We start from the raw sequence: 13,869 nt of genomic DNA, 5'->3' as shown, positions 1-13,869 counted from the left end.
CCGTTTTACAGCAATTGCCTACCAGAGTGGAACGACATAACTCACATAGAAGCGGTTTTCATCTTGCACGGTGGCGCCGGTGATGTCCGGGCTGGCGTGGGCATTTTTCCAGGTTACGCCCAGGCCTTTGAGGGTGCCGGTGGGTACTTGATAGGCCACGGCGACATTACGCTCCCATTCGCTGGTGGTGCCCTGCGCCGTGCGGATGTCATCGCCATGGGCGTAGGCAGCGGAGAACGTCAGGCCGGTGAGGCCGAGTTTGCCGAAGTCATATTTGTATTGCGCCAGCCAGGTGCGCTCACCGGCGTGCTGGAATTTGTTCAACTGCATGTTGGTCAGCGCCGGGGTGTCGGCGCCTGAACCGGGGCCCTGGCGGTTGTCGCCGCTGTTCAGGCCGGAATCCAGGTACGGGAAGTCGCTGTCGCCACTGTTCTTCTGGATACCCAGGCCGACGGTATGGCCGTCCAGGCTGTAGCTCTCAAGCAAGCTCGCGGTGGTCTGGTTGATGCGACCCTTGCCCGTGCCGTCACCGTAGAGGCCAGCCGCTGCGAAGTCTTTGTCACCGTCGGCGTTGCCGCCCACCCCGAGGCTGCGGAACACGCGCACGTCGGTGTCGATGGCGCCGACGGACAAGGCGTCATGGCGCTTGGCGCCAAGGAAAAACTGCTGGTAGTAATCCTCAAGGTTGGAATACCACAGGCTGACCGTGGTGTTCTGGATGCCGGTGTAGTCCGCACCGCCGAACAGGAAGCGATCACTCTCTTTGGTGCCGCCGGCGGTGATCATGCCCTGGTCGCCGGTTTCGTTGCGGATCTTGGTCTTGAAGATGTCGCCGCCGGTGAAGGTGAAATCACTGAGGTCCTTGGACACCAGTTGTACACCGGTATTGGTCTGCTGGTACAGGCGCCCGTCGGTGTTGGCGAGTATCGGGTTGTTGCCGTAGAGCGTGCCGACACGCAGCTCATCCTTGGCAAAACGCATCTTGAACGTCGGGCTCAACACGCCGAACTGGTCGGCGGATTTGCCGTTGTCCAGCGGGAACATGCTGCCGGGGTAGCGGCCCTGGTGATCCTTGTCGTTGAGGTCGCCGCCGGAGTCCAGTTTCAACCCGTAGAACGCCTGCAGGTCCAGGCCAAAACCCACTGGGCCTTCGGTATAGCCGGACTTGAAGTTGAACTCGAACCCCTGGCCCCAATCACGAATGCTGTGGGCCTTGGCGTTGCTGTTCACCACGTCACGCCCCTGCTGGTTGAGATAGCGATTGAGCAGGGTCACATCGGCGTGGCTGTCATCGATAAAATCGGCATGGGCGGACAGCATAAAGCTCGCCATGGCGGCACCCACCATGGGGCTTAATAACGTCTTCATTGGTACCGGTCTCCGTCACTGTTCTGAAATGAAAGCGTCAAACGCTTCACACAATTACGCAGTGGCCAGATGACAGTTCCGCGTCAAACAGCGGCGTGGACGGATGAAATTAAATTTAAGAAACCCTTCTACTACGCGGCTTAGCGGGCATTTTCGAAGATTTCGGCGAGCCCGTCGACGAACACTCGCACCCTCGGCGACAGGTGTCGGTTGTGTGGGTAAAGCACCGACACCAGCTCCTGATGTCGGAGCTGGTGATCAGGGCCTGAACCTCAGCGCACCAGGTGCAGGAACTGCAAGTGTCGCTCGTACTGGTCGAGAATGTCGTTGATGATTTGTTCCTTGGTGTAGCCGACCAGATCGTAGTCCTGGCTGCCCTCGCTCAAATGCACTTCCGCCCGGTAGTAGCGACGGTTGTTGAGCTGCTTGGAACCCATGCCACCGCGTGCAAATGACGGCGTGAAATAGCCGCGCATCTGCACTTGGTAAACGAATGGATGCTCTTCGCCGTGGCCGATTTCCAGGCTGACGCTGTCGTTGGACGGGTCGGGCTGGGTGACGACGCTAAGGCCTTTTTCGACAAACACCGCCGTCACTTCTTCGATCGCCGGGCGCACCGTGGTCTCAAGGAAACGGTACACCTCGTCGCGTGACGGGAAATGCACCGCCTGGCTCAAGCGCTGACGCCAACCGCCAGTGCCCTTGCGGGAGCCCGACACCGGCGCCAGCGAGTGCAGCTGGGCGATCTGCTTCTGCGATTCGAGGTAGAAAGCCTTGTGCAGCCCCCACATCATCAGCAGCAAGATCATCGAAAACGGCAACGAGGTCAGCACCACCGCTGACTTGAGCGAGTCGATACTGCCGGCAAACAACAAGGCACTGGTGACCAGCGCGGTCATCGCGCCCCAGAACACCCGCAGCCATTTCGGCCCGTCTTCGTCGGCGTTGCCGCCCTTGGACGACAGCGTCGACAGCACCACGGTGCCGGAGTCGGCGGAGGTGACGAAGAACACAAAGCTGATAAACACCGTGACCGCGATGACGGTCTTGCTCCACGGGTAGGTTTCCAGCAGCAGGTAGAGGCTCATCGACGGGTCATCGATGGCCGACTGGCCGAGCGCGGTCAGCCCGTGGTTGAGCACCTGGTCGATGGCGCTGTTGCCGAAGATCGACATCCACGCCAGGGTGAAGCCCAACGGGATCAGCAGCACGCCGAACACGAACTCACGGATGGTGCGGCCACGGGAAATCCGTGCGATGAACAGGCCCACGAACGGCGACCATGCGATCCACCAGGCCCAGTAGAACACCGTCCAACCACCCAACCAGTCGCTCGGTTTGTCGTAGGCGTACACATCGAAACTCTTGGTCGGCAAGGCGCCCAGGTAGTCACCGATGTTCTGGATCAGAGTGTTGAGCAAATGCTGGGTGGGACCTGCGAACAGCACGAACAACAACAGCGCACAGGCCAGCAGCATGTTGATGTCGGACATCACCCGCACGCCCTTGTCGACGCCGGAGACGGCGACCAGGATCGCGGCGCCCATCATCAGGGTGATCAGGCCGACCTGGATCCACTGGGTGTGGGCGATGCCAAACAGGTAATCGAGCCCGGAGTTGAGGTGCAAAACGCCAAAGCCCATGTCCGCGCCGAGGCCGAACACCGTAGCGATGATGCCGAAGCCATCCACCGCATAACCGATGGGACCGTTGATGCGCTTGCCGATCAGCGGGTACAGCGCCGAACGCAGCGCCAGAGGCAAGTTATGCCGGTAGGCGAAGTACGCCAGGGCCATGCCCACAAAGGCAAACACACCCCAGCCATGCAGGCCCCAGTGCAGAAACAGGATCTGCATGGCCTGGCGCGCAGCATCGGCGTTCATTGGCGCGCCCTGGGGCGGTTGCACCAGGTGTGTCAGCGGCTCGGACACACAGAAGAAGAACAGCGTGATGCTGATCCCAGCGGCGAACAGCATGCCGGCCCAGGACAGGTAACTGAATTCGGGCTCGTCGTGGTCGGCACCGAGTTTTATCTTGCCGTAGCCCGATAGCGCGGTGACCACCACGAAGACCAGATACAGGGTCATCGCCAGCATGTAGTACCAGCCGACCGTATTGGCCGCCCAGTTTTGCGCCGCCAGCAGCCAGGCGCCAGCCTGTTGCGGAATAGCGATGACAGTGATGCCGAACAGCAGGATGAAGCTCGCGGCAAAGTAGAAGACGGGCGCATTCATGCGCACCAGGCTGCTGGATGGGGTGGACGATGCACTCATGAACGATGCACCCCGAGGGAAGGGAATGTGGCTGTCAATAACGGACTCAGCAAAGGTAAGCCTCCTGTTGTGAGCGGGCAGCGGACCACCGGGTTTAACTTGAACGAACATTCAAGTTAAACATAGGAAGGCGGTCTGGGACTAATCGCATGGCTGAGTGGTAGATAATTCCTACACTAGCTCAAGGATTGGTATGACGGGCGCGAGAGGCAAATCGTTCAGCGATTACTGGCACAAATCCGCGTGAAATCTGGAATGCATTCCAAATGTGGGAGCGGGCTTGCTCGCGAATACGGTGTGTCAGCCGATAAATCCATTGACTGATACTCCGCATTCGCGAGCAAGCCCGCTCCCACAGGGGATTCGCGAGGGTTCGTTACTTCTGCGTCCCATCATCATGCTGCAAATTCGCCTGGGTGATGTTCGCCCCCGCCGGCACGCTGCGCGTCAGCCACACGTTGCCGCCGATGGTCGAGCCCTTGCCGATGGTGATGCGCCCCAGGATGGTCGCGCCGGCGTAGATCACCACATCGTCCTCGACAATCGGGTGACGCGGGTGGCCCTTCTGCAACTGCCCGTCCTCATCCGCCGGGAAGCGTTTGGCACCCAGGGTCACGGCCTGGTAGATGCGCACCCGCTCGCCGATGATCGCGGTTTCACCGATCACCACCCCAGTCCCGTGGTCGATAAAGAAGCTCGGGCCGATTTGCGCACCGGGGTGGATATCGATCCCCGTGGCCGAGTGGGCGATCTCGGCACTGATGCGCGCCAACAACGGCAAACCGGCGCGGTACAGGTGGTGCGCCAGGCGGTGGTGAATCACCGCCAGGATCCCGGGGTAGCACAGCAGTACTTCATCCACGCTGCGAGCGGCGGGGTCGCCGTGGTAGGCGGCCAGCACGTCGGTGTCCAACAGACTGCGTAGGGACGGCAGGGCCAGGGCAAAATCCTGGATCAGGCGGATAGCGTGGGCGTCGACAGCACTGTCATCCTGGCCGCCTTGGCGCGCGGCATAACGCAACTCCAGGCGGGCCTGGGCGAGCAACGCATTGAGCGCCACATCCAGGGTGTGGCCGACGTAGAAATCTTCGCTTTCTTCTCGCAGGTCCACCGGCCCCAGGCGCATGGGGAACAAGGCGCCGCACAGCGACTCCAGGATCTGCGCCACGGCTTCGCGCGAGGGTAACTCGCGGCCGCCATGCTCGCCACTCAAGCGCCCATTGCGCGTCCGCCACTGGTCCCGGGCGCCGCGCAACTGGCTGACGATGGTCTGTAATTGCCAATGACTGGAACGCTCACTCACGGTATTCACTCCTGACGTAATGGCGCTCACTTTACGGTATGCACCCTGGCCACCCTTAAGAACCAATGGTGTGATACCAAGAACCATCCGGAATAAGCGATTGGCGGTTGCCCGATGAAAAGTGCCTGCCTATAGTCGCCCCATCACTTAGCAACCGTGCGTAGCCATGATCAAACAACAGCTCGACCGTTTTAACCGCCTGGAACTGCTGGGCGGCGCCACTGCCCTGGAAAAACTCGAGCGGCTGTCGGCCTGGTCGGGCAGGGACATCTACGTAAAACGTGACGACACCACGCCGCTGGCCATGGGCGGCAACAAGCTGCGCAAGCTCGAATACCTCGCCGCCGACGCGATCGCCCAGGGCGCCGATACCCTGGTGACCGCCGGCGCGATTCAATCCAACCACGTGCGCCAGACCGCTGCGCTGGCCGCCAAACTCGGCCTGGGCTGCGTCGCGCTGCTCGAAAACCCCACCGGCACCGAGGACCCGAACTACCTGGGCAACGGCAACCGCCTGCTGCTGGAGCTGTTCGACGCCAAGGTGGAATTGGTGGAAAACCTCGACAACGTCGACGACCAGCTCAACGCCCTCGCCGACCGCCTGCGCAGTAACGGCAAGAAACCGTACCTGGTGCCTATCGGCGGCTCCAATGCCCTGGGCGCCCTGGGATACGTGCGCGCCGGGCTAGAGCTGGCGGCGCAGATCGAAGCCAGCGGCATCGCGTTTTCCGCCGTGGTGCTGGCGTCCGGCAGCGCGGGTACCCACAGTGGCCTGGCCCTGGCCTTGAGCGAAGTATTGCCGAACCTGCCGGTGGTTGGCGTCACCGTATCCCGCACCGACGAAGCCCAACGCCCGAAAGTGCAGGGCCTGGCCGAACGCACCGCCGAGTTGCTGGGTGTAAAGGTGCCCGAGGCGTTCAAGGTGATTCTCTGGGATGAATACTTCGGCCCCCGTTATGGCGAGCCGAACGCCGGTACGCTGGCAGCCATCAAGCTGCTCGCCAGCCAGGAAGGCCTGCTGCTGGACCCGGTCTACACTGGCAAGGCCATGGCCGGCTTGTTGGATGGGATCGGGTGTCAGCGTTTTGAAGAGGGTCCGATCATTTTCCTGCATACCGGCGGGGCGCCGGCGTTATTTGCCTACAACTCGGTATTCAATTGAATAAACGCGGACTAAAAAATGTGGGAGCTGGCTTGCCTGCGATGGCGGTCTGTCAGCTACTGATGTGCTGACCTTTGCACCGCTATCGCAGGCAAGCCAGCTCCCACATTAAATAGGTCGTATATTCAATAATAGAATAACAATTTATATTTATATTATTTTCAAGTCTTAAAAACCCGCTTTATAGTCGCGCCGTAGGCGAAGACGCGCTACGCGCTTTAAGGCAGGATACGACTACTGCGTCACCTGCTTCGCTCACCATAAAAACACAGGGGCTCTTCATGACTATTTCTGTATTCCGTCGCACATTGCTGGTTGGCACTTTGGGCCTGGCACTCGGGGCTGGCCTGCTCGGCCAGGCAGTGGCTGGCGAGCAGCTGGATAACATCAAGAAAGCAGGCGAGATCAAGATCGGCCTGGAAGGCACCTACCCACCGTTCAGCTTTGTCGATGAAAGCGGCAAACTCACCGGTTTCGAGGTGGAACTGTCCGAAGCACTGGCCAAAGAGCTGGGCGTGAAGGTCAAGCTGCAAGCGACGCCATGGGACGGCATCCTCGCGGCCCTGGAATCCAAGCGCCTGGACGCGGTGGTCAACCAAGTGACCATCTCCGATGCACGCAAGCAAAAATACGACTTCTCCACGCCTTACACCGTCTCTGGTATCCAGGCGCTGACCCTGGCGAAAAACGTCGACACCATCAAGACCGCCGACGACCTGGCTGGCAAGAAAATCGGTGTGGGCCTGGGCACCAACTACGAACAATGGCTCAAGGAAAACCAACCGAAGGCCATCGTCAAAACCTATAACGATGACCCAACCAAGTTCCAGGACCTGCGCATCGGCCGTGTCGACGCCATTCTGATTGACCGCCTGGCTGCACTGGAATATGCCAAGAAAGCCAAGGACACCGCTGCTGCAGGTGCTGCCTTCTCCCGCCAGGAAGCTGGTATTGCCCTGCGCAAAGGCGAGCCTGAACTGCTGGCTGCTGTGAACAAGGCCCTCGACAAACTGCGCGCCGACGGCACTTTGAAGAAGCTGTCCGAGAAGTACTTCAACGCTGACGTCACTCAATAATGGAAGCAGGTTTCCAACTCGCGCTGGACTCCGCGCCCTTTCTGCTCAAGGGCGCGTATTACACGGTGATCCTCAGCCTCGGCGGGATGTTTTTCGGCTTGCTGCTGGGCTTCGGCCTGGCCTTGATGCGCCTGTCGCGCTTCAAGTTGGTGAGCTGGCTCGCCCGAGTCTATGTGTCGTTCTTTCGCGGCACGCCCTTGCTGGTACAGCTGTTCCTGATCTACTACGGCTTGCCGCAAGTGGGCATCGAGCTGGATCCGATCCCGGCGGCCATGATCGGCTTTTCGCTGAACATGGCAGCCTACGCCTGTGAAATCCTGCGCGCCGCCATCGGCTCCATCGAGCGTGGCCAGTGGGAAGCCGCCGCCAGTATCGGCATGACCCGTGCGCAGACCCTGCGCCGGGCCATCCTGCCGCAGGCGATGCGCACAGCCCTGCCGCCGCTGGGCAACAGCTTTATTTCGCTGGTCAAGGACACGGCGCTGGCCGCCACCATCCAGGTGCCCGAGCTGTTCCGCCAGGCCCAACTGGTGTCTGCGCGGACCTTCGAAATCTTCACCATGTACCTGTCCGCAGCCCTGATCTACTGGATCCTGGCGAGCATCCTGGCGCATTTGCAGAATCGTCTGGAAGACCGGGTCAACCGGCATGACCTGGAGTCCTGAAGCATGATCGTGGTTGAAAAACTGACCAAACAATTCAAGGGTCAGGTGGTGCTCAACGGCATCGACCTTGAGGTCAAGGAAGGCGAAGTCATCGCCATCATCGGCCCCAGCGGTTCCGGCAAGACCACCTTCCTGCGCTGCCTGAATTTCCTCGAACAACCCACCAGCGGTCGCATCAAGGTGGGCGACATCGAGATCGACACCAGCAAGCCGATCAACCAGCAACAGAGCCAGGTGCGGCGCCTGCGCCAGCACGTGGGTTTTGTGTTCCAGAGCTTCAACCTGTTCCCCCATCGCACCGCGCTGGAAAACGTCATCGAAGGCCCCACCGTGGTCAAGAAGATGCCCCGCGAGGCCGCTGTTGCGCTGGGGCGCAAGCTGCTGGCCAGGGTCGGCCTGGCGGGCAAGGAAGACGCCTACCCACGGCGCCTGTCCGGTGGCCAACAGCAGCGCGTCGCCATTGCACGGGCGCTGGCCATGGAGCCGGAGGTGATTCTATTCGACGAACCCACCTCGGCCCTCGACCCGGAGTTGGTGGGCGAAGTGCTGGCAACCATTCGCAGCCTCGCCGAGGAAAACCGCACCATGGTCATCGTCACCCACGAGATGAGCTTCGCCCGCGATGTGGCCAATCGGGTGATCTTTTTCGACAAGGGCGTGATCGTGGAGCAAGGCGAAGCCAAGGCACTGTTCGCCAACCCCAAGGAAGAGCGTACCAAACAGTTCCTGAGTAAATTCCTCGCCCACTGAGGCTTTGTGTGGGAGCTGGCTTGCCTGCGACGCAGCCACCTCGGTGAACCTGTCTCACCGTGGCGACGCCTTCGCAGGCAAGCCAGCTCCCACACAAGCCTGTTCCTACACGAAGTCCTCATTCCAACCTGAAAAACACCCCACAGCACCCGCCTGAATATCCCCGCCTCAGTCAGACCCTTCTGAATCACGCCAACACCGCCGTTTAGCCCTTTGCCGCCATTGACGCCCCTCGGCCAACCCTCTTATCTAGCGCCCAGAGGATTGGATCCTATCCCGGCTATTCACTGAATCGTTTCGTTCGGCCCACCGCGCACACCTGCGCCAAAGGTCCGGAGCGATTGCTGCTGGCTGCATCAAGGAGATTACTTATGACGCACCCCCTGCTCACCGCCCCGACACTGCCCCAGGCCGTCGGCAATGGCATCAATGCCCTGGCCGCCGCGCACTTGCAGGTCGACATCCCGCCGTATCCCGGCATGGATGAAGGCGACCTGATCGAGCTGTTCTGGAACAACTGTTTCGCCGCTTCACGTCGGATCACCACCGGCAAGATCGGCGAGTTCACTCACCTGCGGGTACCAGAGAGTTTTGTGCTGGAGGGGCCGACGCAGGTGCATTACCAGGTCATGCAAGTCGGCCATACCCCTGCTCGCTCAGCCGTCACGCGAGTGCGTGTAAAGACCCGTTGCCCAGGCGGCCAGCCCTCGCCCCTTTGCTGTGACGAAAACCAGAACCTCGCCCCCGTGGGTCTGCCCGACACCATCCGCCGCTACGGCGTCAACGCCAGCCAGGTACGGCGCGGTATTCCCCTGACCATCGAGCCCTACCTGCACATGACCACCGGCGATGCCATCACCTTGCGCTGGGGCGATGTGCGCCTGGACCTGCCGAAAATCCGGGCCAGGGAAGTCGGCATGGCGGTACAGGTATGGGTGCCCTCGACGCTGATTATCGAAGCGGGAGACGACTGTCGGCTGGAAGTGACGTACTGCATTCTTGACCGCGTCGGCAACAATTCACGCTGGGCACCCTCCCGCACGCTGCGCATCGCCAGCGAGGCAGAGTCCCGGCCCGCCGGGACGGCGCTGATCTATCAGCCACGCCCTATCGGTTCACCTTGCGAACCGGGGTGACAGACCTTCTATGCATATTCCCAAAAGTTAGTTTATTTAAATATTTAACACGCTTAGGGTATATGCACCGGACCACCGGACATTCCTGATTTTTCTGTTTTTATTTCATTGAATGCGAGGTCGGTATGGTCAGAATTACCCCGGTGCGTAACGCCAGGGCATTACGTGCAGCCAAGGAGCGGCGCTGATGTCTAACTTGGCTCTAACACCCCCCCAGAGTGATCTGGATGTCGCTCCCCTGCTGTTGCCGGCCGCCGTGCTGCGCAACGATGCAGAGGCGCTGAAGGCTGCCCATGAGCTGGCCCAGGCTGCACGCCTGCAAGCCGCCAAACGCGACCAGCAACGCAAGCTGCCGTGGGCACAGATCGAGCAGTTCACCCGCAGTGGGCTGGGCAGTATTTCCATTCCCCGTGAGTACGGCGGGCCGCAGGTGTCGTTCGTGACCCTGGCCGACGTGTTCGCGATCATCAGCGCGGCAGACCCGGCCCTCGGGCAGATCCCGCAGAACCATTTCGGCATCCTGCACCTGTTGCAGGGCGCCGCCACCGAACGCCAGAAAAAGCAGCTGTTCCAGAGCGTCCTCGACGGCTGGCGCATCGGCAATGGCGGCCCGGAACGCGGCACCAAGAACACTCTGGAACTCAAGGCGCGCATCACCGCCGAGGGTGACGGTTATGTGATCAGCGGCCAGAAGTTCTATTCCACCGGCGCATTGTTTGCCCATTGGGTGGCCGTGAAGGCCCTGAACGATGACGGCAAGCAAGTCATGGCGTTCGTGCGTCGTGGCACCGAAGGCCTGCGCATAATTGACGATTGGTCCGGCTTCGGCCAGCGCACCACCGCCAGCGGCACCGTGCTGCTGGACAAGGTGCCGGTGGACGCGGAGCTGGTAGTTGAGAACTGGCGCATCGGCGAAACCCCGACTATCCAGGGCGCCGTCTCGCAGCTGATCCAGGCGGCCATCGACGCCGGCATCGCCCGTGGCGCGCTGGATGACACCATCGCCTTCGTGCGTGAGCGCTCGCGCCCATGGATCGACGCCAAGGTCGAACGCGCCAGCGATGACCTGTATGTAATCGCCGACATCGGCAAGCTGAAGATCGAACTGCACGCCGCCGAAGCCCTGCTGCGCAAGGCCGGCCAGGTGCTGGACCAGGTCAGCGCCGCGCCGATCACCGCGCAGTCCGCTGCGCGCGCATCCATTGCGGTGGCCGAGGCGAAGGTACTGACCACCGAAGTGGCGCTGCTGGTCAGCGAAAAGCTCTTCGAACTGGCCGGCAGCCGCGCCACCCTTGCCGAATTCAACCTCGACCGTCATTGGCGCAACGCCCGCGTGCACACCCTGCACGACCCGGTGCGCTGGAAGTATCACGCCATCGGCGCCTATCGATTGAACGGTACCTTGCCGGCTCGCCATTCCTGGATCTGACCGACCAGACCTCTGGAGAACATCATGACTTTCTCTCACCCCGTCGCGGTCATTACCAGCGACGAACAAGCCCTTATTGTCGCCAGCGACCTGGCCGAAGACTTCCGCCGCGACAGCGCCCAGCGTGATCGCGAGCGCCGCCTGCCCTTGCCCGAACTGGACGTATTCTCGCGCTCCGGCCTGTGGGGCATCAGCGTACCCAAGGAATTCGGCGGCGCGGGCGTTTCCAACGTCACCCTGGCCAAGGTTATCGCCCTGATCGCCCAGGCGGATGCGTCCCTGGGCCAGATCCCGCAAAACCATTTCTATGCCCTGGAAGTGCTGCGTGTGAACGGCAGCCCGGCGCAACAACAGCGCCTGTACGCCGAAGTATTGGCCGGCCAGCGTTTCGGCAACGCCCTGGCGGAACTGGGCACCAAGACCGCCCATGACCGCGTCACCAAAATCACCCGCGACGGTGACGGTTTCCGTATCTGCGGCCGCAAGTTCTATTCCACCGGTGCGATCTACGCTCAACGCATTCCCACCTCGGTGGTGGATGAACATGGCGTGCAGCACCTCGCCTTTGTCCCGCGCGACAGCGAAGGCCTGAGCGTGATCGATGACTGGAGCGGCTTCGGCCAGCGCACCACCGGCAGCGGTTCGGTGGTGTTCGACAACGTGTGGGTCGCGGCGCAAGACGTGATCCCGTTCCAGAGCGCTTTCGAGCGCCCGACCACGGTCGGCCCCCTGGCGCAGATTCTTCACGCCGCCATCGACACCGGTATCGCCCGCGCGGCCTTCGAAGATGCGCTGCACTTCGTGCGCACCAAGACCCGCCCGTGGATCGACGCCGGCAACGACAAGGCCACCGAAGACCCGCTGACCCTGAAAAGCTTCGGCCACCTGAGCATCCGCCTGCACGCCGCCGAAGCGCTGCTGGAACGCTCCGGCGAATTCCTCGACCGCGCCCAGGCCGACAGCAATGCCGAGACGGTGGCGGCGGCCTCGATTGCCGTCGCCGAAGTGCGCGCCTTGAGCACCGAAATCTCCCTGGCCGCCGGCAGCACCTTGTTCGAACTCGCCGGCAGCCAGGCGACCCTGGCCGAGCACGGCCTCGACCGTCACTGGCGCAACGCCCGCGTCCACACCCTGCACGACCCGGTGCGCTGGAAGTACCACGCGGTGGGCAATTACTACCTCAACGATGAAAACCCGCCACTGCGGGGGACCCTCTGATGGCGAAGAAGAAAATCCTGCTCAATGCCTTCAACATGAACTGCATCGGGCATATCAACCACGGCCTGTGGACCCACCCACGGGACACCTCCACCCAGTACAAGACGATCGAGTACTGGACCGACCTGGCGCAAACCCTGGAGCGCGGGCTGTTCGATGGCCTGTTCATCGCCGATATCGTCGGCGTCTACGACGTGTACCAGAATTCGGTCGATGTGCCGCTCAAGGAGTCGATCCAACTGCCGGTGAACGACCCGCTGCTGCTGGTCTCGGCGATGGCGGCGGTTACCCGGAATCTCGGTTTCGGCCTCACTGCCAACCTCACCTACGAGCCGCCGTATCTGTTCGCCCGGCGCATGTCCACGCTGGACCACCTCAGCCGTGGCCGCGTGGGCTGGAACATCGTCACCGGCTACCTCGACAGCGCTGCCAAGGCCATGGGCCTTACCGAGCAGGTCGAACATGACCGCCGTTACGACCAGGCCGATGAATACCTGGAGGTGCTCTACAAACTCTGGGAAGGCAGCTGGGAGGACGGCGCGGTGCTCAACGACCCGCAGGCGCGGGTGTATGCGCAGCCGGGCAAGGTGCACAAGGTCGAGCACCACGGCGAGTTCTACCAGGTGGAGGGTTATCACCTGTGCGAACCCTCGCCACAACGCACGCCGGTGCTGTTCCAGGCCGGCAGCTCGGACCGCGGCTTGCTGTTCGCCGGGCGCCATGCCGAATGTGTATTCATCAGCGGGCAGAACAAGGCGGCGACCAAGGTCCAGGTGGACAAGGTGCGTGCCAGTGCGGTCGAGGCCGGACGCAATCCGGATGACATCAAGGTGTTCATGGGCCTCAACGTGATCGTGGGCGCCACCGAGGAGCTTGCCTGGGCCAAGCACGCCGAATACCTGAGCTATGCCAGCCCGGAAGCCGGCGTGGCGCATTTCTCGGCGTCCACCGCCATCGATTTTGCCCAGTACGAACTGGACGAACCGATCCAGTACGTGAAGAGCAACGCGATCCAGTCGGCCACCAAGAACCTGCAGAACAACGACTGGACCCGGCGCAAGTTGCTGGAGCAACACGCCCTGGGCGGCCGCTACATCACCCTGGTCGGCTCGCCCGAACAGGTCGCCGACAAGCTGGAATCCTGGATCAGCGAAACCGGCCTGGATGGCTTCAACCTCACGCGCATCGTCACGCCGGAAAGCTACGTGGACTTTATCGACCTGGTGGTGCCGGAGTTGCAAAAGCGCGGGTCGTACAAGACTGAATATGAACAGGGAACGCTGCGGGAAAAAGTCTTTCAAGGCAGCGCCCGCCTTCCCGAACAACACACCGGATCCCACTACAGACACTAATCAAAAATGTGGGAGCTGGCTTGCCGACGATGGCGGTGGATCAGCGAAAAAGAGTTGCCTGACAGACCGCCATCGCAGGCAAGCCAGCTCCCACCGTTGACCGCATTGTTCTTACCAACACCTTATGACTGGAAATC

At 61.5% G+C, this 13,869-nt stretch carries 11 protein-coding genes and 1 pseudogene; 8 read left to right on the top strand and 4 right to left on the bottom strand.

The genetic code is table 11. From position 1 onward, the window contains the following. Nucleotides 1-18: 18 nt before the first annotated feature. From KUA23_RS01195 to epsC, 4 genes and pseudogenes are all read right to left on the bottom strand, one after another. Entirely contained in the window at nucleotides 19-1,347 is a 1,329-nt protein-coding gene (locus KUA23_RS01195; RefSeq protein ID WP_099491428.1) for an OprD family outer membrane porin, read from the bottom strand. A 161-nt stretch (nucleotides 1,348-1,508) separates the two neighbouring features. Further along, nucleotides 1,509-1,601 (bottom strand): annotated as a pseudogene (locus tag KUA23_RS01190) (LysR family transcriptional regulator); the annotation flags it as partial. A gap of 39 nt (nucleotides 1,602-1,640) precedes the next feature. Continuing rightward, nucleotides 1,641-3,602 (bottom strand): choline transporter BetT, encoded by a 1,962-nt coding sequence (gene betT / locus KUA23_RS01185; protein WP_174555869.1) that lies wholly within the window; start codon nucleotides 3,600-3,602, stop codon nucleotides 1,641-1,643. 415 nt (nucleotides 3,603-4,017) lie between these two features. Further along, nucleotides 4,018-4,944 carry a serine O-acetyltransferase EpsC gene (epsC, locus tag KUA23_RS01180; RefSeq protein ID WP_078046371.1) on the bottom strand — a complete coding sequence of 309 codons (927 nt, stop codon included), beginning with the start codon at nucleotides 4,942-4,944 and terminating at the stop codon, nucleotides 4,018-4,020. A gap of 166 nt (nucleotides 4,945-5,110) precedes the next feature. Here epsC and KUA23_RS01175 point away from each other — a divergent pair, with 166 nt between their 5' ends. From KUA23_RS01175 to KUA23_RS01140, 8 genes are all read left to right on the top strand, one after another. Further along, the gene (locus KUA23_RS01175) at nucleotides 5,111-6,106 is read left to right on the top strand and encodes a D-cysteine desulfhydrase (RefSeq protein ID WP_252993335.1); all 996 of its coding nucleotides are present in this window, start codon (nucleotides 5,111-5,113) and stop codon (nucleotides 6,104-6,106) included. Nucleotides 6,107-6,387: 281 nt separating this feature from the next. Beyond that, complete coding sequence (gene tcyJ, locus KUA23_RS01170; RefSeq protein ID WP_252993334.1) at nucleotides 6,388-7,182, top strand: cystine ABC transporter substrate-binding protein; 795 nt, start codon at nucleotides 6,388-6,390, stop codon at nucleotides 7,180-7,182. Continuing rightward, complete coding sequence (gene tcyL, locus KUA23_RS01165; RefSeq protein ID WP_010214112.1) at nucleotides 7,182-7,847, top strand: cystine ABC transporter permease; 666 nt, start codon at nucleotides 7,182-7,184, stop codon at nucleotides 7,845-7,847. The genes tcyJ and tcyL overlap by 1 nt, the downstream gene beginning before the upstream one ends. A gap of 3 nt (nucleotides 7,848-7,850) precedes the next feature. After that, a complete protein-coding gene (tcyN, locus tag KUA23_RS01160; RefSeq protein ID WP_078046368.1) occupies nucleotides 7,851-8,597 on the top strand; it encodes an L-cystine ABC transporter ATP-binding protein TcyN in 747 nt (248 codons plus the stop codon). A gap of 371 nt (nucleotides 8,598-8,968) precedes the next feature. After that, nucleotides 8,969-9,733 (top strand): hypothetical protein, encoded by a 765-nt coding sequence (locus KUA23_RS01155; RefSeq protein WP_252993333.1) that lies wholly within the window; start codon nucleotides 8,969-8,971, stop codon nucleotides 9,731-9,733. 187 nt (nucleotides 9,734-9,920) lie between these two features. Continuing rightward, nucleotides 9,921-11,162 (top strand): SfnB family sulfur acquisition oxidoreductase, encoded by a 1,242-nt coding sequence (locus KUA23_RS01150; protein WP_252993332.1) that lies wholly within the window; start codon nucleotides 9,921-9,923, stop codon nucleotides 11,160-11,162. A gap of 24 nt (nucleotides 11,163-11,186) precedes the next feature. Then, complete coding sequence (locus KUA23_RS01145; protein WP_252993331.1) at nucleotides 11,187-12,380, top strand: SfnB family sulfur acquisition oxidoreductase; 1,194 nt, start codon at nucleotides 11,187-11,189, stop codon at nucleotides 12,378-12,380. Next, entirely contained in the window at nucleotides 12,380-13,732 is a 1,353-nt protein-coding gene (locus KUA23_RS01140) for an LLM class flavin-dependent oxidoreductase (RefSeq protein WP_252993330.1), read from the top strand. Before KUA23_RS01145 ends, KUA23_RS01140 begins: the two co-directional genes overlap by 1 nt. Nucleotides 13,733-13,869 lie beyond the last annotated feature (137 nt).

Source organism: Pseudomonas pergaminensis, from assembly GCF_024112395.2.
Taxonomy (GTDB): domain Bacteria; phylum Pseudomonadota; class Gammaproteobacteria; order Pseudomonadales; family Pseudomonadaceae; genus Aquipseudomonas; species Aquipseudomonas pergaminensis.
The sequence above is the reverse complement of the archived record's forward strand: the minus strand, read 5'-3'. Positions and strand labels throughout refer to the sequence as shown.

What these genes read in the sequence shown, in the direction of transcription:
- tcyJ (WP_252993334.1), top strand. Translation starts at nt 6,388, where the DNA reads ATGACTATTTCTGTATTCCGTCGCACATTGCTGGTTGGCACTTTGGGC.
- KUA23_RS01175 (WP_252993335.1), top strand. Translation starts at nt 5,111, where the DNA reads ATGATCAAACAACAGCTCGACCGTTTTAACCGCCTGGAACTGCTGGGC.
- tcyL (WP_010214112.1), top strand. Translation starts at nt 7,182, where the DNA reads ATGGAAGCAGGTTTCCAACTCGCGCTGGACTCCGCGCCCTTTCTGCTC.
- KUA23_RS01155 (WP_252993333.1), top strand. Translation starts at nt 8,969, where the DNA reads ATGACGCACCCCCTGCTCACCGCCCCGACACTGCCCCAGGCCGTCGGC.
- tcyN (WP_078046368.1), top strand. Translation starts at nt 7,851, where the DNA reads ATGATCGTGGTTGAAAAACTGACCAAACAATTCAAGGGTCAGGTGGTG.
- betT (WP_174555869.1), bottom strand. Translation starts at nt 3,602, where the DNA reads ATGAATGCGCCCGTCTTCTACTTTGCCGCGAGCTTCATCCTGCTGTTC.
- KUA23_RS01195 (WP_099491428.1), bottom strand. Translation starts at nt 1,347, where the DNA reads ATGGTGGGTGCCGCCATGGCGAGCTTTATGCTGTCCGCCCATGCCGAT.
- KUA23_RS01150 (WP_252993332.1), top strand. Translation starts at nt 9,921, where the DNA reads ATGTCTAACTTGGCTCTAACACCCCCCCAGAGTGATCTGGATGTCGCT.
- KUA23_RS01145 (WP_252993331.1), top strand. Translation starts at nt 11,187, where the DNA reads ATGACTTTCTCTCACCCCGTCGCGGTCATTACCAGCGACGAACAAGCC.
- KUA23_RS01140 (WP_252993330.1), top strand. Translation starts at nt 12,380, where the DNA reads ATGGCGAAGAAGAAAATCCTGCTCAATGCCTTCAACATGAACTGCATC.